The following is a 20,983-nucleotide window of genomic DNA, read 5'->3' as shown; positions in this document are numbered from 1 at the left end:
CCACCGCCTCGGCGCCGCCTCGCGGGCCGCGCGCCCCCTCTTCCCCTCCACACTCTTCCGTCCGGACGCCGATCGCCACCCGGAAGGGTGAAAAAGGTCGGTGCGGGAGCGTTCCCCGGACCTTCACCCGCCGTCCGGCGCCCCCGCCGCCCCGGCCGCGCCACCGTCATCCTGCGCGGCGGCCGGGGCGGCGGTCCGAGGACCCGGGCACCGGGGGTCAGCGTCGGGCGGACCGCCGGCCGACGGGACCGAAGTCGTCGTCGCAGTCCCGGCCGGAGAACCCGTGCGCGAAGCCCCTGACCACCCGGAAGGAGGCGGTGGTCTGGACGCGCGGCGGGCACCGCAGCGTCACGGTGTACCAGCCCGGCCGGGTGTGCTTCGGCACCCGGAAGCTGCCGGCCAGCAGGCCGCCGCCCCTGCCCAGGGGCAGCAGGTTGACCTGGCCGCCGGCTTCGGACTGGCCCTTGGAGTAGTTGGCGTCACGGCCGCAGGCCGTGGTGGTGACCATCAGCCGCATTCCGGGGACGGCGTAGTAGGGGGTGACCCACGCATTGGGGAAGTCGGAGGCAGGGGCGGAGGCGGAGGCGGTGGGAACGGTGAGACCGATGACGGCCGCGGCCATGGCGACACCGCCAAGAACGCGTGTTGTAGGCATGAGGCAGCTCCAGGTCGAACGGGCAGGGAGAGGAGCGGTCCCAGGGCGTCCGCTCCACGCGGAGCAAAACAGCACCCCGTGGGGCCTGCCACCCGAAAGCGGTGCTCACGGCGCCGAACGCGTCCCAGCGCAGCCCCGGCTCACCACGTCACCGCAGGTCACGCGCCCTGCGGCCGACCGCCTGCGAAAGTGTGCTGCCTTACCCGCAATCAGGTGACGAATCGACAGCGATGTTCCACTCAAAGAGGATTGACGGATCATCAGAAAGTGGGGGCGATCACGCTTCCTCGTGGAGGCCGATCACCTCACGCAGCGTGTCCCGTGCCTCGTGGGAGCTTCCGCCCTGCTCCAGCAGCGCGGCGGCGATCGCGTCGAGCTTGCGCTGGACGGCGTGCTCGGCGCGACGTTCGGCGTTCTTGAGCAGGGCGAGCAGCAACAGCGTGACGGCCGTCATCAGATCCGCGGCGAACAGCTGCCACTTCAAGGGCAGCCCGAGGGCGTGGACGACGAGGAAGCCGGCCACCAGGAGCAGGCAGACGCAGTAGAAGAGCGGCGACGCCGTGAAGTTGGACGTCGCCTCGGCGAGCCGCTCGAACCGGCCCCGTCCGCCCTCCTCGTCGGTCCGCTCGGCCGGATGCCGGAACGCCACGCCGTCCTCCTGGGGGCTCGTCGACGATGGGCGGTGCGGTGCGCGGGACGTGCCGGGCCGGCCCGCATCGGCGGATGCGGGCCGGCCCGGCACGTCCCGTCCGCGGTCAGCAGATGCGCGGCAACTGCTCGCCCAGCGGCAGGTCCACCACCCGCGTCCCGCCCAGGCCCGTACGGGCGACGACCATGCCCGCGTGGTCCGCCACGCACTCCCCGATGACCGCCGCGCCCGCGCCCAGTGGATGCGCGCGCATCGCGGCCAGCACCTCCTCAGCCACCGCGCGGGGCACGAAGGCGACGAGCCTGCCCTCGTTGGCGACGTACATCGGGTCCAGGCCCAGCACCGCGCAGGCGTTGGCCACCGCGGGTGGCACGGGCACCGCCCGCTCCTGCAGGACGACACCGACACCCGAGGCGGCCGCGATCTCGTTGAGGGCCGCCGCCAGACCGCCACGCGTGGGGTCGCGCAGTACGTGCACGTCCGTCGTGACGCGCAGCACGGCCTCGACGAGCCCACCGAGCGCCGCAGTGTCGCTCTCGATCTCGACCCCGAACTCCAGGCCCTCGCGCACGCTCATCACGGCGACGCCGTGCGCCCCGATCTCCCCGCTGACGATGACCACGTCGCCCGGCGCCGCGCGCTGCGGACGGATGTCGACACCGTCGGGGATCAGACCGATGCCCGCGGTGTTGACGTACAGCCCGTCGCCGTGGCCGGCCTCGACGACCTTGGTGTCGCCGGTGACGACCTCCACCCCCGCGGTGCGCGCGGCCGCGCCGAGCGCTTCGGCGACCCGCGCCACCAGCGGCATCTCCACCCCCTCCTCCAGGATGAAGCCGCAGGAGAGGTAGGCGGCCCTGGCCCCGCTCATCGCCAGGTCGTTGACCGTGCCGTTGACGGCGAGGTCGCCGATGCTGCCGCCGGGGAAGAACAGCGGCCGCACCACGTAGGAGTCGGTGGAGAAGGCCAGCCGGGCCCCGCCGAGCGTCACGGCCGCCGAGTCGGCGAGCCCCGCCAGCACCTCACCGCCGAAGGCGGGGGCGAAGACGTACCGGACGAGTTCCGCGGACAGTGCGCCCCCGCCGCCGTGGCCCATCACCACCCGCGGCTGGTCGCGCAGCGGCGCCGGGCAGGTCCAGCCGGAGAAGTCCGGGGCGGCGAGGGTCTCTGCGATGTCAGCCAACGGGGCTCGCCTCCAGGGGTGCGCTGGTCCCGCCGAGCCGGCGGTAGAGGTAGTACGCGGCGCAGGCCCCCTCGCTGGAGACCATCGTGGCGCCCAGGGGCGTACGGGGCGTGCAGACACCACCGAACGCCTCGCACTCGTGCGGCTTGATCAGGCCCTGCAGTACCTCGCCGCTGCGGCAGGCGGCCGGCTCCCGCGTGGTGATGCCCGTGACGGAGAACCGGTGCTCGGCGTCGTACTCCCGGTACCGCTCCGACAGCCGCCATCCGCTGTCGGGGATGACACCGATGCCGCGCCAGGCACGGTCGGTGACCTCGAAGACGTCCGCGAGCATCGCCTTCGCCGCGGGGTTGCCCTCCGGGCGCACGGCGCGCGGGTAGGCGTTCTCCACCCGGTACTGGCCGCGCTCCAGCTGGCGCACCGCGCGGCGCACGCCCTCCAGGATGTCCAGCGGCTCGAAGCCGGTGACGACGATCGGCACGCCGAACCCGTCCGCCAGTTCCGGGTACTCCTCCGTCCCCATCACGCTGCACACATGACCGGCCGCCAGGAACGCCTGCACGCGGCAGTCCGACGAGCGCATGATCGCCTCGATCGCCGGGGGGACGCGGACGTGGGACACCAGCAGGCTGAAGTTGGCGATGCCGAGCTTCCGGGCCTGGTACACCGTCATCGCGTTGGGCGGGGCGGTGGTCTCGAAGCCGATGCCGAAGAAGACGACCTCGCGGTCCGGGTTCTCCCGGGCGATCCGCAGCGCGTCCAGCGGGGAGTAGACGACGCGCACGTCACCGCCCTCGCCGCGGACGCCGAAGAGGTCGCGCCCGGTGCCGGGGACGCGCAGCATGTCGCCGAAGGAGCAGAAGATCACCCCGGGGCGGGAGGCGATCTCCAGTGCCTTGTCGATGACCTCCAGCGGGGTCACGCAGACCGGGCAGCCGGGGCCGTGGATGAGCTCCACCTCCTTCGGCAGGAGCTGGTCGATGCCGTGCCGGATGATGGTGTGGGTCTGGCCGCCGCACACCTCCATCAGCGCCCAGGGCCTGGTCACGGTCGTGTGGATGTCGTCCAGCAGCCTCCGGGCCAGCTCCGGGTCCTGGAACTCGTCGATGTACTTCACCGCTCCGCCTCCGCCGTCGTTCCCGCCTCGGCGGCCGCCTGCTGCCAAGGGTCGCCGAACTCCTCCTCCAGCAGCCCGAGGTTCCCGAAGAGGGCGAGCGTCTGCCGCGCCGACTCCTCGTCGAGCCGCTGCAACGCGAAGCCGACGTGGACGATGGCGTACTCGCCGACCTGGAGGTCGGGCAGGTACTCCAGGCACACGTCCTTCACCACGCCGCCGAAGTCGACGACCGCCATCTTGGTGCCGTCCCGTTCCTCGATCTCCAGCACCTTGCCGGGTACCGCCAGGCACATCAGCTGTCTCCTCGCTGTGGGTGGGGGTTCGTGGGGCCGCCGCGGGCGGCGACGACCAACTGGCCGAGCGCCAGGCCTCCGTCGTTGGGCGGGACGAGCCGGTGGCGCAGCACCGTGAAACCGTCCTCGCGCAGGTCCCGCGCGCACGCGGAGGACAGCAGGGCGTTGGCGAAGACGCCGCCGCTGAGCGCCACCGTCGTGGTGCCCTCCGCCTCCCGTACGGCCGCGCACACCCGGCGCACCAGGTCGGCCACCGCCCGGTGGAAGCGCCCGGCGACCACCCCGGCGGGCACGCCCGCGTGCAGGTCGGCAACGACGGCCGCCAGCACCGGGCCGGGGTCGCAGGCGGTCGCTCCGTCGGCGCCGGAGCCGATGCGCAGGGTGAAGGCGTAGCCCTCCGTGGGCAGTCGGCCCGCCGCCACCGCCGCGGCCTCCAGTTCGACGGCGGCCTGCGCTTCGTACCCCGCCTCGTGGCACACCCCGGCCAGCGAGGCGACGGCGTCGAAGAGCCGGCCCATGCTGGAGGTCGGGACGCAGTGCAGCCCCCGTTCCAACTGGGTGGCCAGCAGCGCCCGCTCGTCCTCCGGGCAGGCGGCCGTGCAGGGCAGTTCCGGCGCCCAGGGCAGACCGGCCGCCCGCAGATGCGCCAGCGCCATCCGGTAGGGGCGGCGCACCGCCGCGTCCCCGCCGGGCAGCGGCACGTACGCCAGGTGCGCGGGCCGCCGGAAGCCGTCGTAGTCGGCGAGCAGGAACTCACCGCCCCACACCGCGCCGTCGTCGCCGTGGCCCGTCCCGTCGAAGGCGACGCCGATCACCGGACGCGTCCCGTCCAGCCCCGCCTCGGCCATCGCCGCCGCGACGTGCGCGTGATGGTGCTGCACCAGCCGCAGCGGCCGCTCGCCCGCGGACCGCCGGGCCCAGCCCACCGAGCGGTAGCCGGGGTGCCGGTCCGCGGCCAGCAGCACGGGCCTGACCCCGGTGATCTGCTCCAACTGGCCTTCGGCGGCCGTGAAGGCGGTCAGCGTCGCCAGGTCGTCCATGTCGCCGACGTGGGCCGACAGCCAGGCGTGCCGTCCTTCGCCCACGCAGAAGGTGTTCTTCAGGTCGCCGCCCACGGCGAGCGCCGGCGCCACCTGCACGGGCAGGGGCACCGGGAGGGGCGCGTAGCCGCGCGAGCGCCGTACGGGCAGTTCCTCGCCGTCGCAGATCCGCACCACCGAGTCGTCGCACGGCACATGGATGGGCCGGTCGTGCGTCAGCCATGCGTCGGCCAGGCCCGCCAGCCGTTCCAGCGCCTGCTCGTCGTCGGTGACGATGGGCTCCCCGCCCAGGTTGCCGCTGGTCATCACCAGCAGCCGGGGCCCCGGGGGATCGCCCGGCAGCCCCAGCAGCAGATGGTGGACCGGCGTGTACGGCAGCATGACCCCGAGGTCGGCGACCCGCGGCGCCACGGCCTCCGCGACCCCGCGCACCCCCGCGCGCCGCCGCAGCAGGACGATCGGCCGACGCGCGCCGGTCATCAACTCCCGCTCCGCCGGGCCGACGTGGGCCAGCCGCTCCACGTCCGCGACGTCCCGCGCCATCAGGGCGAACGGCTTGTCGCCGCGGTCCTTGCGGGCCCGCAGCAGCCGTACGCTCTCCTCGTTGCCCGCGTCGCAGGCCAGGTGGTAGCCGCCCAGGCCCTTCACCGCGACGATCGCGCCCGCCGCCAGCAGCCGCCGTGCCTCCGCGAGCGGTTCGCCCTGCCATGTTGTGCCGTCCGTGCCGTCCGTGCCGTCCGCGCCCTTCGTGCCGGGCAGGACCAGCCGCAACCGGGGACCGCAGTCGTGGCAGGAGACGGGCTGGGCGTGGAAGCGGCGGTCGGCAGGGTCCTCGTACTCGGCCCGGCACGTCGCGCACATCGGGAACCGGGCCATCGTGGTGTTGGGCCGGTCGTACGGCAGGCCGGTGACGATCGTGAAGCGCGGCCCGCAGTGCGTGCAGGTGATGAACGGGTGCCGGTGGCGGCGGTCGGCGGGGTCGCGCAACTCGGCCAAGCATGCCTCGCAGGTGGCGGTGTCGGGCGAGACCAGGGTGCGGGAGGCCGCGTCGCCGGGGCGCGAGGGGCTGATGGTGAAGTCCGTGCCGCCCGCGAGGGGGAGCAGATGATGGGAGACCGACTCCACCACCGCCAGCGGCGGCGCTTCGGAGCCGATCCGTGTGCAGAAGGACGCCACCGCGCCGGGGGCGCCCTCGACCTCGGCGACCACCCCGTCGCCGGTGTTGCCGACGTGACCCGCGAGCCCCAGCTCACGGGCCAGACCGAATACGAACGGCCGGAAGCCGACTCCCTGCACGACCCCCCGGACCAGCACCCTGCGGCGCTGCGCGGTCCGGGTCGCGGGCCCCGGCTGACCCGGCATCAGTGCGTGTGGCCCACGGAGGGGATGTGCCCGGCGGCGTCCTGATGCGGGTGCTCGTGCGGGTGCTCGTGCGGGTGCGCATGGGTGTGCCCGTGCGCGTGGCCGTTCTCCACGGCGGTGCGCGCCATCACCGGACGGTGCACCGCGGCCCCCGCGTGCACGGCCAGCGCCCGTTCCAGCAGCACGCCCGCGCCGTCGCCGTCCCGCGTGGACGTGACGACCACCTCCACGCCCGGGTTGACCTGGGCGACGGCCGCCAGGAAGGCCGCCTCGTCGAAGCCGGCCGCCTCGGCGATGTCGTACTTCGTCACGATCACCAGATGCGCCAGGCCGAAGGCCGTCGGGTACTTCAGCGGCTTGTCCTCGCCCTCGGTGACCGAGGCCAGCACCACGCGCAGTGACTCGCCGAGGTCGTACGAGGCGGGGCAGACGAGGTTGCCGACGTTCTCCACGAACAACAGGTGCGTGCCCTCCGGCAGCCAGGAGTCCACCTGCGACCGCACCATCGCCGACTCCAGGTGGCACAGCCCGTCGGTGAGCACCTGCCGCACGGGGGCACCGGAGCGGGCCAGCCGGGTCGCGTCGTTCTCGGTGGCGAGGTCGGCGGTGAGCGCCGCCACGGGCACCCCCCGCAGCCGGGCCAGCCCCAGTTCCGACTCCAGCAGCGCCGTCTTGCCGCTGCCCGGGCTCGACAGCAGGTTCACCATGACGGTCCCGCGTGCGGCCAGTTCCTGGCGCAGGTCCTGTGCGCCGCGGTCGTTCCTGGCGAGCACGGACTGCCGCAGATCGGTCACTTTGCACATAGTCCTCAGCGCTCCTCGGGGAGTGTGGCGGCCGGTCGGCGCTGCGCGGCCCACCGCACCTCGGTGATCCGCAGTTCACGGCCGGACAGCAGCTCCGTCGCCGCGCTGTCACAACCGGGACAGGTCAGCCGCGGGGGCATGCCGGTGGGCCAGTCCCGCGCGCAGCGCGCGCAGCGGGCCCGGCCGGGGACGGTCTCGGTGGTGAGGGCCGCGCCCTCCAGCACAGTGCCGGTGCAGGCGAGGTCGAAGCTGAAGGCGAGGGCGTCCGCCACGACACCGGCGAGTTCGCCGACCTCCAGGTGGACGGACTCCGCGGAGGGTGCCGCCCCCGTACCGTCCGCGAGCCGGGCGGCGGCCTCCTCGACCTGCTCCACCACCGCCACTGCGATGGACATCTCGTGCATCGGTCTCTTCTCCGGTGTGCGGGTGCCGGCCGGGCCCCGGCTGCCGGCGCGCCCGGTGGGCGGTGCCGGCGGCTGACGCGGCTCATTGAAGGCCCGGCGCCCGGGGCACCCGGCCCGCCACGCCGCCGGGGCGGCGACGGCCTACCCGTTCGGCCTCACATGGACCGGATGTGCAGGTAGCGCTTCACGTCGGGCAGGACGCGGGACAAGGCGAGGGCGGCCACGGCCGCGCCCACCGCGCTCAGGGCGATCTTCCACATGGCGGGGTGCTCCTTTCTGCTCGTTGCCGGGATCTGTGGCCGCGGCGGGCCGGTCAGGCCACCGCGTGCGGGTCCGCGGGCCGCTCGCACTCCTCGCCGACGACCCGCAGCACCAGGCGCACGGCCTCGTCCACGGCGGCGGCCACGGGAGCGCTCAGACCGATGCCCTCCTCCAGGCAGGCCGGCTCGCAGCCCACCACCAGGACCCGGGAGGGCCTGGGGGCACCCGTCCCGGCGCTGAGGGTGTCGAGCAGCGCCAGTACGGTGTCCGGGGTCATCCGGTGCCCGTCCACGAGGGCCTCACCCGGGCCGTCGCCGCCGGGCGGCGGAGCCTCGATGAGGTGCAGCGTGCCCGGGGAGCCGCCGCGTGCGACGGCGTCGACGAGGACCACGCTGCGGTACCCGTCGAGGAGCTGGTAGGCCAGGTGCACGCCCCGCACGCCGGTATCGGTGACGTGGACGCCGTCGGGCAGCGGGTGCCCGGACAGCCGGCGCACCACTTCGACGCCGAAGCCGTCGTCGCCCAGGAAGATGTTGCCGATGCCGGCGACCAGCACGCCGCCCGTGCTCACACGTCCTCCAGGGGAGCGAGTTCGTCGGGCTGGAAGTACAGGAACCGGCCCTGTTCACGGCGGATCTCCGCGCCGGGGTCGCCGTCGACGGTGACCGCGAGGTGCACCCCGCCGTCCACGTCGTGCAGCACCGCCTCCACCTGGGCGCTGCGCCCGTGCAGGAACAGGTCCTGTGCGTCGGTGCGCCGCCGTCCCGGCTGCAGCACGACCCGGCTGCCCGCGGCCACCCAGGTGTCGCCCACCATCACGCGGTCCCGGGCCGGGTCGACCGAGGCGTCGGCGCCGGGGTCCCACCAGGGGGTCCCGGGAACCGCGGCGGGTGTGCCTGCCGGAGCGGTGACCTCGCGCAGCGCGCGCACGGCCCCGTGCAGACGCTCCATCACCTCCGGCGGCATGGACTCGGCCAGGTCGATCACCGCGGCGGCCCGGTCGTCCGTACCGCGCGCCTGCCGCTTCTCCTCGTCGGTGAGGGCGGCGGTGCGCAGCGCCAGGATCTCGTCGATCTCGGTGGCGTCGTAGAGCGCCCCCGGGCTCTCCGGGGCGATCCGCGGATGGTCCTCCAGGATGATGGGGGAGGAGAGCACCACGTTCGCCGCGCCGTGGTCGCCCGCCAGCACCGGCCAGGTGTTCTCGTTGCGGCACTCGGCGACGGCGGCCTTCGCCCACTCCGGCGGGTCCGTCATCGACACGAAGTAGCCGGAGGTCAGGCCCAGCATCAGATGGGCCGAGACCAGCGCGTGCGGCAGTGCCTCCTCCCGGCTGCAGGCCAGGGCGCACCCGGTGTTCTCTGCGACGGCGGTGAGCCTCAGCACCCGGTAGGGGCCGGGCAGTTCCTCGGCGGAGATCCGCAGGACGCCCTCCAGACGCGCCCGGCGGCGCAGGACGCGCCCGGCGGGGGTGCCGTCGGCGCCGGTGACGATCTCGCTCTCCTCCGTCGCGGGGACGGTGAAGGGCAGGACGACGTCCTCGGCGGTCAGCGCCGCGATGTCGACGGACACCTCGACGCGTTCCTCCACACCCTCGTCCCACGGGACCAGCACCCGGTCCGGCAGCTGGAGTTCGTCGGTGGGCTCGAACCCGCCGTCGGCCAGGACCTGTTCCACCGTGCGCCGCTGGGCGTGCAGGAAGCGCAGCTCCGCGTGGAGCGCGGCGTCCGCGCGTGGCTCCATGAGGATCTGGGTCCGCTGCAGGACGGGTTCGCCGGACGCGTCCGCCCACGCCGGGGGCACGAGCACCCCGAACTGCCAGCGCATCCGGTTCTTCGCCGAGGACGCCCGGTACGGGTAGAGCACGTAGCCCTCGAACAGGACGGCGTCGGCGGCCTGACGGGCCGTCGCGAAGCGTTCCGTGGCGGCCGTCACCGGGTGGCACCCCCCGCCGGGGCGGCGGCGCCGGCGAGCAGGGCCTCGACGGTCGCCTCCCAGGAGGGCAGCGCGTTCGCGCTGCGGAAGGACCGCAGCGACTCCAGCGCCGTACGGGGGAGCCGGATCCAGCCGCACCCCGGGAAGTGGGCGTCGATGGTCTCGCGCCACACCGCCACCGGCATGCGGCATACGGCCTCCTTGTCCCAGGGCACCGGCTGCACCTGGAAGCCGGCCGGGCCGAGGAAGGCGGTGCCGGAGAAGAGCAGCAGCAGCGGTGCCTCGCCGTCCTGCAGGGCCTCGAAGTACTTCGTCGAGGCGACGTCCATGTCGTAGGTGCACTGCACCGGCAGGTCCACCTCGGTCTCGCCGGTGAAGCCCGGCACCATCAGCGACACCTGGGCGAACTGCATCGGCTGCAGCGTGCTGCCCCACCGCTCGCGCTCGCCGAACAGGTCGCCGAGGCCCTGCGCCTCGGCGTCGCCGTACGCCCGCTGCGCCGGTTCGATGCGCAACTGGCAGCGCAGCGCGAGGGCGTGCACCCGTTCGCCGCCTGGGGCGGTGATGCGCAGCCGGAAGACCAGCGTCGGTCCTGCGGCGTACCGGTCCGCCCGTACGCCCGTGCAGGCGAAGTCCAGATCGGTCACGTCGGCAACCCCTCCCGCGGCACCGGTGCGGCCCGCTGTCGTACGTCGTCGAAGAAGGCGGCCAGTTCGGCGTGGGCGCCGGAACCGCCGTCGAACCCCTGCCAGTTCAGGCGCAGCCGGCCCACCAGCTCGTAGGCCCGGTCGACCGGGAGGAGGAAGCACTCGCCGCCGTCGCCCCCGTCGCCGTCCCTGCGGACCAGCAGCGCCTCCACGTCCGGCCGCAGCGCGGTCGCCAGCGGCGAGTCGCCGAACACCTCCTGCCAGGTGCCCGGATCGACCTCGCTCTCGGTGGCGCCGGCCGGGCTCGGGTAGAGGACCACCGGCCGGTCGAGCACCGAGTTGTGGAAGAAGAAGGCGACCGAGACGGGGATGCGCAGCCGCTGCCAGGAGGCCGTGCCGGGCACCGAGCCCGGGTCGCTGAGCACCCGGTCGGGCACGGAGGCGAAGCGGCCTCCGCCGGCGCCGGGCCGTTCGAAGAGCAGCGCGCACGGTACGCAGGCGCAGGCCAGCGCGCGCTTGCCGGTGTCGACCAGGTGCCGGTGGGGGCCCGTCAGCTCCACCCCGCACAGCTCGCAGCGCTCGACCGCGGGCTGCCGGGGCGCCACGAAACGGCGCAGTCCGGCCGCGGGGGTCCGCGGGCTCACGGCGCCCCCGGCGGTCGGTTGCCGATCTGCAGCAGCGCGGGCTCGCCCGCCGCGGGGCCGGAGCGCGGCATCTCGACCACTGTCACCTCGGGCGCGAAGCATGACAGTGCGGCCTCGATGCGCTGCCGGGTGGCGTCCATGGTGCTGGGGCAGCCGCAGCCGCCGTCCTCGCGGGCGTTCAGCCGGAGCGTGCCGGTCTCGGGGTCGAAGTGCTCGATGCCCACCGTCGCCCCGGCGCGCGCCGCTTCGACGGCACGGCCGACCCGGGTGAGGGTGTCCTCGGGGTGCAGGTCGTGCAGGGTCAGCAGACCCGCCACCATCTCGTCGGCGATCAGCACGGCGAGCGGGTCGGCCGTGCCGTTCTTGAGGAGGGTGACGGCGCGCGTCAGGCCCGCGCCGTAGAACTCCATGAGGGTGCGCACCAGTTCCTCGGCGGCGCGTGCCGTCTCGCCGTCGCCGGAGGCCGCGAACGCGTCGAGGATCTCCTCGACGCGCCGCGCCGTCTGCTCCGCGCTCATCCGGCCATGCCGCTCAGACCGGTGGGGACGTGGAGCTTCTCCACGGTGCGCCCGCCGCCGACGTACATGTGGACGCCGCACGGCAGACACGGGTCGAAGCTGCGCACGGCCCGCATGATGTCGATGCCCTTGAAGTTCTCCGGGGAGTTCTCCTCGAAGATCGGGGTGTTCTGCACCGCGTCCTCGTACGGGCCCGGGGTGCCGTAGGTGTCGCGCACGCTGGCGTTCCACGGGGTCGGCGGGTACGGGTGGTAGTTGGCGATCTTGCCGTCGCGGATGACCATGTGGTGCGAGAGCACGCCGCGCACCGCCTCGGTGAAGCCCACGCCGATGCTCTCGTCCGGGACCTCGAACTTCTCCCACGTCTGGGTGCGGCCGGCGCGGACCTCGTCCAGCGCCTTCTCGCAGAAGTACAGGGCGCAGGCCGCGGAGTAGGCCTGGAAGTAGGTGCGGGCCCGGTTGCGCTCCAGGGCGTTGCTCCACTGCGGGATCTTCCACTCGAAGGTGGTCTCCGGCTTGGTGAGCGTCTTGGGCAGGTTGATCACCACGCTGTGCCCGGTGGCCTTCACGTACCCCATGTCGACCAGGCCGTTGAGCGCGGTGGACCACAGGCGGGCGAGCGGGCCGCCGCCGGTGTCCAGCGCCAGATAGTCCTTGCCGTCGAACCAGCGCGGGGACATCACCCAGCTGTACTTGTCGTCGAAGTCGCGCTTCTGGGGCGCGGGGATGGTGTGCTGGTTCCACGGGTGCCGCGGGTCGACCGGGTTGCCGAGCGGGTCGTGGGTGACGAACTGCTCCTGGCCCTCCCAGTCCTGGTAGTAGGAGCTGCCCAGCAGGATGCGGATGCCCAGGTTGATCTGCGTGAGGTCGTTGGTGACCAGCTTCCCGTCCACCACGATGCCGGGGGAGACGAACATCTTCCGTCCCCAGTCGGTCATGTTGGCGTAGGTGAAGTCGCAGTGGTCCGGGTCGTTGAGGGCGCCCCAGCAGCCGAGCATGATGCGGCGGCGGCCGACCTCCTCGTAGCCGGGCAGGGCCTCGTAGAAGAAGTCGAAGAGGTCGTCGTGGAGCGGTACGACGCGCTTCATGAACTCCACGTACCGCATCAGCCGGGTGAGGTAGTCGGTGAACAACTGGACCGACGCGATGGTGCCGACGCCGCCCGCGTAGAGGGTGGAGGGGTGGACGTGCCGGCCCTCCATCAGGCAGAACATCTCACGGGTGTACCGGCTGACCTGCAGCGCCTCGCGGTAGAACTCCCCCTCGAGCGGGTTGAGGGAGCGCATGATGTCGCCGATGGTGCGGTAGCCGTGCTCGGCGGCGTGCGGGGCCTCGGTGCGGTTGGCCTGCTCCAGGACGCCCGGGTTGGTCTCGCGGACCATCTTCTCGCAGTAGTCGACCCCGACCAGGTTCTCCTGGAAGATGTTGTGGTCGAACATGTACTCCGCGGACTCGCCGAGGTTGATGATCCACTCGCCGAGGTGCGGCGGCTTCACCCCGTACGCCATGTTCTGCGTGTAGACCGAGCAGGTGGCGTGGTTGTCGCCGCAGATGCCGCAGATCCGGCTGGTGATGAAGTGCGCGTCGCGGGGGTCCTTGCCCCGCATGAAGACGCTGTAGCCGCGGAAGACCGACGAGGTGCTGTAACACTCCGCGACGCGCTTCTGCTTGAAGTCGATCTTCGTGTGGATGCCGAGGCTGCCCACGATCCGGGTGATCGGATCCCAGGACATCTCCATCAGGCCACTGCCGTCTCCGGCCGTCTTCGTCTTCGGAGCCATGGTGTGTGCGTGCCCTTCGTCAAGCGGGGGAGGGGGGTCAGTGGCCGGGGCGGTGCCGTGAGGTCACCAGGGCGCCTTGTAGCCGGTGGTGAGCTTCCGGCCGGTGTGACGCCACTTGGGCTCCTTGTCCACGGTCCTGGCCGTGATGGAGCGCAGCCGCCGGATCGCCGCGCCGTACGCGCCGCTGGCGGTGCTGGACAGCCGTGCGCCTGGGGGCTCGTCCATGAACGGCATGAACATGTCGGGGAAGCCGGGCATGGTGCAGGCGATGCAGATGCCGCCGACGTTGGGGCAGCCGCCGATGCCGTCCATCCAGCCGCGCTTGGGGACGTTGCACTTCACGACCGGGCCCCAGCAGCCGATCTTCACCAGGCACTGCGGCGAGTCGTAGCGGTCGGCGAACTGGCCCTGCTCGTAGTAGCCCGCCCGGTCGCAGCCCTCGTGCACGGTGGCGCCGAACAGCCAGGCCGGGCGCAGCTTGTCGTCCAGCGGGATCATCGGCGCGGAGCCGGCCGCCTGGTAGAGCAGGTACGTCAGCGTCTCGGCGAAGTTGTCCGGCTGGATGGGGCAGCCGGGCACGCAGACGATCGGGATGCCCGCCTTCGACTTCCACTCCCAGCCCAGGTAGTCCGGCACGCCCATGGCGCCGGTCGGGTTGCCCTCCATGGCGTGGATGCCCCCGTAGGTGGCACACGTGCCGATGGCGACCACGGCCAGGGCCTTGGGCGCGAGCCGGTCGATCCACTCGCTGGTGGTGATCGGCTGGCCCGTCTCGGGGTTGTCGCCGAAACCGCACCAGTAGCCCTCCGCCTTGATCGCCTCGTTGGGGACGGACCCCTCGACGACCAGGACGAACGGCTCGATCTCGCCGCGTTCGGCCTTGAAGAACCACTCGATGAAGGTGTCGGCGCCCCCGACCGGACCGCACTCGAAGTCGATCAGCGGCCAGTGCACCTGGATCTTGGGGAGCCCGGGAAGGCCGCCCAGGACGATCTCCTCGATGCTGGGCAACGTCGCGGCGGTCAGCGACACCGAGTCGCCGTCGCAACTGAGCCCCGCGTTGATCCAGAGAATGTGGATCGGGGCCTGCTCGTCCCCGGCTGCCGGGGTACGCGCGGCGTCGTTCTTGGTCGAAGCAGTCGCATCCATCGGGATGCCTCCTCATCGAGCGACAAATGCCACATAAAGGCATCTATCCCCCTTGATAGCGAGTGGCTCGCCGGGAGGGGACGTCGAAGAGGGCCAATACGGTGACCGCCCCGCGATCCGCGCAGCCGCGCCTCAGGGGCAGGAGGCCGCCGGCGCCTCCCGCAGGTGCGGTGGGGTGCCGGTGGGGGTGCGGCGGTGGACGAAGGCGGAGCGGAGGGCGTGGTACGCGGACCGGGGGTCGAAGAAGGCCTCGCGCATGCGGGACAGCTCCTCGGCGCGGTGGGACGCCAGGGGGCGCTCCGCCTCGCGGCGCTCGGTCTCCGCCTTCTTGGCGGCGATCCTGGGCTGGGTCCCGGCCGTACGGGCCAGGCGGGCCGCGAGGCGGGCGACGTCGGCGCCGAACTCCTGCGGGCCGCACATCAGCAGCCGGTCCACCAGGCCGATCCGCAGGGCCGCGGCCGCGCCGACCGGGAGCGCCTGCTCCGTCAGGCGCGCGGTCATGGCGGGCCCGACCCGGCGGGGCAGTGTGTACGTCCAGTACTCGGAGCCGTACAGGCCCATCAGACGGTAGTGCGGGTTGAGCACCGCGCCCTGGCGGCACCAGACCTCGTCGGCGGCGAGGGCGAGCATCACGCCGCCCGCGCCCGCGTTGCCGCCGAGCGCGGCGACCACCAGGCGGTCGGTGGTGGTCAGGACCGCCTCGACCAGGTCGTCGATGGCGGTGATGTTCGCCCAGGACTCGGCGCCCGGGTCCGCGGCGGCCTCGATGGTCTTGAGGTCGATGCCGTTGGAGAAGACGTCCCGGGTGCCGCCCAGCACGAGCACCGAGGTGGGCCGTGTGCAGGCGTGGCGGTACGCGGTGAGGAGCCGGCGGCAGTCGGTGGCGGACATCGCGCCGCCCGCGAACGTGAACGACAGGACGCCCGCCGCGCCGTCCTCGCGGTAGCGGATGTCGGCCCAGGTGGCCCGGTCGCCGGCGAGCTCCGGGGGCAAGGGTTCCTCCGGCAGCGGCGGCCCAGTCGATGCGCCGCTCGTCCTGGCCGAGAGCGGGGCGGAGGCGGACGACCGCTCCGAGGGCCGGGTCGCCCTGCTGCCGCGGGACGTACGCGCCCGTCGCGAACCGGTCGACGGCCAGCAGGACGGCCTCCATGGCGGCGTCCGAGATCTCGCCCCGGTACAGGTCGCTCTTGCCGACCGGGGGCACCGCGCAGTCCACCGCGGCCCAGACCGGGCCCGCGTCCATCTCCTCCTCGGCCTGCAGGACCGTCACGCCCCATGCGGCGACGCCCTCCTGGACGGCACGGTCCAGGGAGGCGGGGCCGCGGTCGCCGGGTGGCCCGGGGTGCACGACGAGGCAGGTGCGGGCGGTCCTGACGTCCGCGGGGATCGCCGCCTTGAGCATGGGTGCCACGACGAGTTCCGGCTCGTGGCGGGCGACCGCCGTGCGCATGGCGTCGCCGTCCGGTGTCACCTCCACGGCGACGGTGTGGCCCAGCTCGCCGAGTTCCGCGTACATGCGCTGCGTCAGGCTGTTGAACGCCGACGCCATGAGCAGGATGTGCATGACGACCTCCCGGGCCGCCCGGCACGATCGGGGAGGGGGGAGCACCGGCCCCGGCCTTCAGCGATGATGCCTGCCCCGTGGGCGTCCGCGGGTGCGGCCCGGCCGCGGTTCACCCGGTTGCCACCGGGCCGGCCGCCACTCAGGGGGTGTGGCTCCGCGATCCCGGACCGGTGCGTGTATTGACGCGAACGCATCAACTCGATAGGTCTACACCAGATGCATTTGGTACAGACCAACTGCGCGTTCCCCCCACGGGAGGCCCGGATGCGAAGAACTCTGGCCCTGGTCACCGCGCTCGTCGGAGCGCTCGTCCTGCTCCTCGCCCCGCCCGCCGCCGCAGCGGCCCCGAGCGCGGCCTTCGTCAAGACGTCCACCTGGGAGACCGGATACCAGGGGCAGTACACGATCACCAACGGCGGCACCACCACGCTCAGCGGATGGACCGTCGAGTTCGACCTGCCGTCGGGGACGAGCGTCGGCTCGTACTGGGACACCCTGATGACCCAGAGCGGCAGCCACTACACCTTCAAGAACCGCGACTACAACGGCACCCTCGCGCCCGGCGCGACCGCCGTCTTCGGCTGGGTCTCCTCGGGCACCGGTGCGCCCGCGAACTGCAAGCTCAACGGCGGGTCCTGCGCGGGCACCGGCGGCGGACCGGACACCACCGCGCCCAGCGTCCCCGGCGGGGTGAGCGTCGGCTCGGCCACCTCCTCCTCCCTCACCGTCCGCTGGACGGCCTCCACCGACGACTCCGGCAGCGTCGCCGGCTACGAGGTCTCCCGGGACGGCGGCGCGCCCGTCGCCGTGACCGGCACCTCGTACACCGCCGGCGGGCTGCAGGCGAGCACCGCCTACTCCTTCCGGGTCCGCGCCAAGGACGCGGCGGGAAACGCCTCGGCGTACAGCACCGCCGTGAGCGGTACGACCACCTCCGGCGGCACCAACCCGCCCCCGGGCGGCGTGCGTACCGCGCCGTACGTCGACATGGGCGCCTGGCCGACGCCCAGCCTCACCACGCTGTCCTCGGCGAGCGGTCTGAAGAGCTTCACGATGGCCTTCATCACCGCCTCGTCCTGCAAGGCGATGTGGTTCAACGCCTATGACCCGCGCGACGCCTGGAACAAGGACCAGATCGACGCGATCCGCGCGGCCGGAGGCGACGTCAAGATCTCCTTCGGCGGTGCCAGCGGCATAGAACTCGCCCAGGCCTGCGGCTCCGTCGACGCGTTGTACGCCGAGTACAACGCGGTGGTCAACGCCTACGGCCTGACGTACGCCGACTTCGACATCGAGGGCGCCGCCACCGCCGACCCGGCGTCCGTCGCCCGCCGCTCCCAGGCACTGGCCCGCCTCCAGCAGGCCCATCCGGGCCTGCGGATCTCGCTCACCCTGCCCGTCCTGCCGGAGGGGCTCACGGCGGACGGTCTGGGCGTCGTGCGCTCGGCCCGGGACGCGGGGGTGAACCTCGACGTCGTCAACATCATGGCGATGGACTACTACCGCAGCGCCGACTACGGCGACGCGGCGATCCAGGCGGCCAACAGCACCTTCACCCAGCTCAAGTCGCTCTACCCCGGCAAGTCCGACGCCCAGCTGTGGGCGATGGTGGGCGTCACGCCGATGCTCGGGCAGAACGACGACGGCCGGATCTACGACCAGGCCGACGCCCGTCAGTTGGTGAGCTTCGCCCAGGGCAAGCACCTGGGCCTGCTCGCCTTCTGGGAGACGACCCGGGATCGCAACGCCTGCACCGGCGCGCTCTACATGTGCACCAACATCCCGCAGTCCCCGTACGAGTTCTCGCGGATCTTCGCGGGCTACACCGGATAGCGCCCCCCGGCACCGTCCTCGCGGGCCGTCGTCGTGTGCAGAACACGGCGGCGGCCCGCTGCTTTCCGGCCGATGTGGAGACGATGTGTCGATCCGTGAAGGCGCTTTCACGGAGGCCCCGGCTCCGCTGAGTCCATTCACCCGGACGCCCAGCTCACCGCAAGTGCGACACAACGGATAGTACACACTGTGAACAACCGGTGACCGAAAGTCGCGGAGCGATGTGACGGGCGGGCGTTCGATGCACGAGACTCCTCGACGTCCGATAACCGGATCAATTGCCGAAGGAGTGTTCGCTATGCGGTTCAGTGCGGTGGGGACCTGCCTGGCCCTGGTGGCGGCGGTGTGTTCGGCGGGGGTCGCGGCCGGCTCGGCGGAAGCCCGGCCGGCCGGGGCGACGAGCCTGTACGCGCCGTCCGCGCTCGTCCTGTCCGTGGGGAAGGGGGAAGACCCCGCGACGGCGACGATACAGCGCGCGGTCGTGCTGCGGTGCAAGCCCACCCCGTACGGGGACCACCCGGACGCGGTGGCCGCCTGCGCGGAGCTCACCGCGGTCCACGGGGACTTCGCGGCGATGACGGCCGACGCCGGGGGCGTGACCTGCACCCGGGTGTGGGACCCGGTCGTGGTCACCGCCGACGGGGTCTGGGAAGGCCGGCGCGTCACCTTCGCGCAGACCTTCGGCAACCCGTGCGTGCTGCGCGGCAGTGACACGGCCGGCGTCTTCGCCTTCTGACGCCGATGCCGTGAACCAAGGCCACGGGGTTCACCGTGGGGGAGAGCCCTGTGAGGGGGCGGCCGACTCGTGGGACGGGGTCGGCCGCCCCTGTTTTCCGTGTTCCCGCCGCGGCGGGGTGTCAGGTCGTCTTGATCTGGCCGCCGTCGATGGTGAACTCGGCGCCCGTGACGTTGCCCGCGACGGGCGAGGCGAGGAAGGCGACCAGGGCGGCGACCTCCTCGGGCTCGGTGACCCGTCCCGTGGAGATGCCCATGGTGCGCGGCACGACCTCGTCCAGGGCCTCCTGGGCGCTGGTCCCGGCCGCCGCGGCCGTCTGGTCGGCGAAGGCCCCGGGAGCGGTCCAGAAGGGCGTGCGGACGGGGCCCGGGGCGACCGCGTTGACGCGGACGCCCCGCGGGGCGAACTCCTCGGACAGTGACTTCGTCAGGTTCGCCAGCGCGGCCTTGGCGGCCGAGTAGTCCACGACCATGGGAAAGGGGAGGCGTGCGTTGACGGACGTGATGTTCACGATCGCGCCGCCGCCCGCCGCCACCATGTGGGGGAGCGCGGCGCGGGTGGCGCGGACCGCGCTGAAGAAGGAGATCTCGAAGACGCGCCGCCACTCCGCGTCGTCCACCTCGAGGAAGCCGCTGCGGGACGTCCCGGAACCGACGTTGTTGACCAGGATGTCGACGGCTCCGTAGCGTTCCGCGGCCCGCCGTACGAGCTCGGCGGGGCCGTCCGGGGTGGAGAGGTCGACGGACACGGGGGTCACGTCGTAGGCGTCCTGGAGGGCTCGCGTCTCCGGGGTGACGCTGCGGCTGCCCGCGACGACGCGCACGCCCTCCCGCGCGAGCGTCTGCGTCACCGTCAGGCCGATGCCCCGTCCGGCTCCGGTGACCACCGCGACCTTGCCCTGAAGCTGCAGTTCCATGGGGACCCCTTCGGGATGGGCGCATGCGTATCGAGCCTGGGGGAGGGGAGGCGGGCCCGCCATCGGAGCGCCGCCGGGCGGGGGCCGGGTGTGAGGGTGGGTCAGATACGTGTCCCCACGCCCCGTTGGTACGTCGGAGCCGTGTGCGTCTTGGTGGCAGGTATCAGCCGTGCACGACAGGGGACTTGACGGGGCATTGGTCTAGTCCTACCGTCATCCGTCAATCGCAGTGTTCACGGGTGCATCCATGGTTCACCCATGTGAACATGCCGTCTCCTGGGAAGGCGTCCCCCCATGTCCCACAGGTCACAAGGTCTCCTCACCAAGGGCGTCTTCGCCCTCGTCGCGGCGCTGGTCGCCGCCCTCCTGACCGCCTTGCCCGGCAGCGGTCGCGCCGACGCCGCGCCCGCTGCCTTCAGCCACCCCGGCGTCCTGGTCAGCCGAGCCCAACTCGACTTCGCACGCGCCAAGGTGCAGGCCGGAGCGCAGCCCTGGAAGGGCGCCTACGACCAGATGATGGCGTCGGCGTACGCCTCGCAGTCGCGCACCCCCAAGCCGCGCGCGGTCGTCGAGTGCGGCTCCTACTCCAACCCCAACTACGGCTGCACCGACGAGCGCGAGGACGCGATCGCCGCCTACACCAACGCGCTGGCCTGGTACATCACCCGCGACGCCAAGTACGCGCAGAAGGCGATCCAGCTGATGGACGCATGGTCGGCCACCATCACCGACCACACCAACAGCAACGCCCCGCTGCAGACCGGCTGGGCGGGCTCGGTGTGGCCGCGCGCGGCGGAGATCATCCGCTACACGTACACCGGCTGGCCGAACGTGAACCGCTTCGCCACCATGCTGCGCAACGTCTACCTCCCCGAGGTCATCAACGGCTCCAAGAGCAACGGCAACTGGGAGCTCAGCATGATGGAGGCCGCCGTCGGCATCTCCGTCTTCCTCGACGACCGCACCTCGTACGACAAGGCCGTGACCCGCTACCTCAACCGGGTCGCCGCGTACGTCTACCTGGACACCGACGGCGCACTGCCCAAGACCGTGCCCGGCAGCGGGCTCGACACCCGCGACGAGATCGTCGGCTACTGGCAGGGCCAGTCCACCTTCGTGACCGGTCTCACCCAGGAGACCTGCCGCGACTTCACGCACACCGGCTACGGCATCTCGTCGATCTCGCACGTCGCGGAGACCAGCCGCATCCAGGGCGAGGACCTCTACCCGCAGGTCGGCGAACGGCTCCGGCAGGCGCTGGGCTTCCAGTCCAAGTACCAGCGGGGCGAGGCCGTGCCGTCCTGGCTGTGCGGCGGGCACCTCAACCTGGGGCTCGGGCCGGTCACCGAGGTCGGCTACAACGCGATCCACAACCGGCTCGGCTACGCCATGACCAACACCCAGGCGCTCACCGAATCCCAGCGCCCGGCCGGCAGCAACAACCTCTTCGTCGCCTGGGAGACCCTGACCCACGGCGATAACCTCTCCTGACCAGG

20 protein-coding genes and 1 pseudogene are annotated in these 20,983 nt (G+C 72.6%); 3 read left to right on the top strand and 18 right to left on the bottom strand.

Annotated features, from left to right (window positions below; genetic code table 11):
• Positions 1-217: 217 nt before the first annotated feature.
• The 17 genes and pseudogenes from PV350_RS08340 to PV350_RS08260 form a co-directional block, all read right to left on the bottom strand.
• On the bottom strand, positions 218-655 hold the full coding sequence (locus PV350_RS08340; protein WP_499509594.1) for a sortase: 438 nt from the start codon (positions 653-655) through the stop codon (positions 218-220).
• A 277-nt stretch (positions 656-932) separates the two neighbouring features.
• On the bottom strand, positions 933-1,304 hold the full coding sequence (locus PV350_RS08335) for a low affinity iron permease family protein (protein WP_500333264.1): 372 nt from the start codon (positions 1,302-1,304) through the stop codon (positions 933-935).
• Positions 1,305-1,410: 106 nt separating this feature from the next.
• The gene (hypE, locus tag PV350_RS08330; protein ID WP_499516717.1) at positions 1,411-2,478 is read right to left on the bottom strand and encodes a hydrogenase expression/formation protein HypE; all 1,068 of its coding nucleotides are present in this window, start codon (positions 2,476-2,478) and stop codon (positions 1,411-1,413) included.
• Between the two features lies 1 nt (position 2,479).
• Positions 2,480-3,604: a hydrogenase formation protein HypD gene (hypD, locus tag PV350_RS08325; RefSeq protein ID WP_500333263.1), complete on the bottom strand. Its 1,125-nt coding sequence runs from the start codon at positions 3,602-3,604 to the stop codon at positions 2,480-2,482.
• Positions 3,601-3,897 carry a HypC/HybG/HupF family hydrogenase formation chaperone gene (locus PV350_RS08320; protein ID WP_018560791.1) on the bottom strand — a complete coding sequence of 99 codons (297 nt, stop codon included), beginning with the start codon at positions 3,895-3,897 and terminating at the stop codon, positions 3,601-3,603. Before PV350_RS08320 ends, hypD begins: the two co-directional genes overlap by 4 nt.
• The gene (gene hypF, locus PV350_RS08315; protein WP_499509591.1) at positions 3,897-6,299 is read right to left on the bottom strand and encodes a carbamoyltransferase HypF; all 2,403 of its coding nucleotides are present in this window, start codon (positions 6,297-6,299) and stop codon (positions 3,897-3,899) included. Before hypF ends, PV350_RS08320 begins: the two co-directional genes overlap by 1 nt.
• On the bottom strand, positions 6,299-7,102 hold the full coding sequence (hypB, locus tag PV350_RS08310; protein WP_500333262.1) for a hydrogenase nickel incorporation protein HypB: 804 nt from the start codon (positions 7,100-7,102) through the stop codon (positions 6,299-6,301). Before hypB ends, hypF begins: the two co-directional genes overlap by 1 nt.
• A gap of 5 nt (positions 7,103-7,107) precedes the next feature.
• A complete protein-coding gene (locus PV350_RS08305; protein ID WP_499509589.1) occupies positions 7,108-7,506 on the bottom strand; it encodes a hydrogenase maturation nickel metallochaperone HypA/HybF in 399 nt (132 codons plus the stop codon).
• Positions 7,507-7,661: 155 nt separating this feature from the next.
• Positions 7,662-7,766, bottom strand: coding sequence for a DUF6893 family small protein (locus PV350_RS08300; protein ID WP_499509588.1), 105 nt, complete (start codon positions 7,764-7,766; stop codon positions 7,662-7,664).
• A gap of 53 nt (positions 7,767-7,819) precedes the next feature.
• Positions 7,820-8,338, bottom strand: coding sequence for a hydrogenase maturation protease (locus PV350_RS08295; RefSeq protein WP_499509587.1), 519 nt, complete (start codon positions 8,336-8,338; stop codon positions 7,820-7,822).
• Complete coding sequence (locus tag PV350_RS08290; RefSeq protein ID WP_500333261.1) at positions 8,335-9,699, bottom strand: hypothetical protein; 1,365 nt, start codon at positions 9,697-9,699, stop codon at positions 8,335-8,337. Before PV350_RS08290 ends, PV350_RS08295 begins: the two co-directional genes overlap by 4 nt.
• On the bottom strand, positions 9,696-10,346 hold the full coding sequence (locus PV350_RS08285; protein ID WP_500333260.1) for a DUF6084 family protein: 651 nt from the start codon (positions 10,344-10,346) through the stop codon (positions 9,696-9,698). The genes PV350_RS08290 and PV350_RS08285 overlap by 4 nt, the downstream gene beginning before the upstream one ends.
• Positions 10,343-10,951, bottom strand: coding sequence for a DUF5947 family protein (locus tag PV350_RS08280; RefSeq protein ID WP_500333271.1), 609 nt, complete (start codon positions 10,949-10,951; stop codon positions 10,343-10,345). The genes PV350_RS08285 and PV350_RS08280 overlap by 4 nt, the downstream gene beginning before the upstream one ends.
• A gap of 35 nt (positions 10,952-10,986) precedes the next feature.
• Positions 10,987-11,508: a NifU-related iron-sulfur-binding protein gene (locus PV350_RS08275; protein WP_499509583.1), complete on the bottom strand. Its 522-nt coding sequence runs from the start codon at positions 11,506-11,508 to the stop codon at positions 10,987-10,989.
• A complete protein-coding gene (locus PV350_RS08270; RefSeq protein ID WP_499509582.1) occupies positions 11,505-13,289 on the bottom strand; it encodes a nickel-dependent hydrogenase large subunit in 1,785 nt (594 codons plus the stop codon). Before PV350_RS08270 ends, PV350_RS08275 begins: the two co-directional genes overlap by 4 nt.
• Before the next feature lie 63 nt (positions 13,290-13,352).
• On the bottom strand, positions 13,353-14,438 hold the full coding sequence (locus PV350_RS08265) for an NADH-quinone oxidoreductase subunit B family protein (RefSeq protein ID WP_499509581.1): 1,086 nt from the start codon (positions 14,436-14,438) through the stop codon (positions 13,353-13,355).
• Between the two features lie 132 nt (positions 14,439-14,570).
• Positions 14,571-16,002, bottom strand: a pseudogene (locus PV350_RS08260) (enoyl-CoA hydratase-related protein).
• Between the two features lie 264 nt (positions 16,003-16,266).
• Between PV350_RS08260 and PV350_RS08255 the strand changes: the two are divergent.
• A complete protein-coding gene (locus PV350_RS08255; RefSeq protein WP_499509579.1) occupies positions 16,267-17,835 on the top strand; it encodes a cellulose binding domain-containing protein in 1,569 nt (522 codons plus the stop codon).
• Between the two features lie 298 nt (positions 17,836-18,133).
• Positions 18,134-18,571, top strand: a complete 438-nt coding sequence (locus PV350_RS08250) for a subtilase-type protease inhibitor (protein WP_499509578.1) — start codon at positions 18,134-18,136, stop codon at positions 18,569-18,571.
• 121 nt (positions 18,572-18,692) lie between these two features.
• On the opposite strand, the gene PV350_RS08245 is transcribed toward PV350_RS08250, so the two are convergent.
• Positions 18,693-19,487 carry an SDR family NAD(P)-dependent oxidoreductase gene (locus PV350_RS08245; protein WP_499509577.1) on the bottom strand — a complete coding sequence of 265 codons (795 nt, stop codon included), beginning with the start codon at positions 19,485-19,487 and terminating at the stop codon, positions 18,693-18,695.
• Between the two features lie 294 nt (positions 19,488-19,781).
• Here PV350_RS08245 and PV350_RS08240 point away from each other — a divergent pair, with 294 nt between their 5' ends.
• The gene (locus PV350_RS08240) at positions 19,782-20,978 is read left to right on the top strand and encodes an alginate lyase family protein (RefSeq protein WP_499509576.1); all 1,197 of its coding nucleotides are present in this window, start codon (positions 19,782-19,784) and stop codon (positions 20,976-20,978) included.
• Positions 20,979-20,983: the final 5 nt, after the last annotated feature.

This window comes from Streptomyces sp. PA03-6a, assembly GCF_033792765.1.
Taxonomy (GTDB): domain Bacteria; phylum Actinomycetota; class Actinomycetes; order Streptomycetales; family Streptomycetaceae; genus Actinacidiphila.
This window is presented reverse-complemented; position numbering and strand designations above follow the sequence as displayed.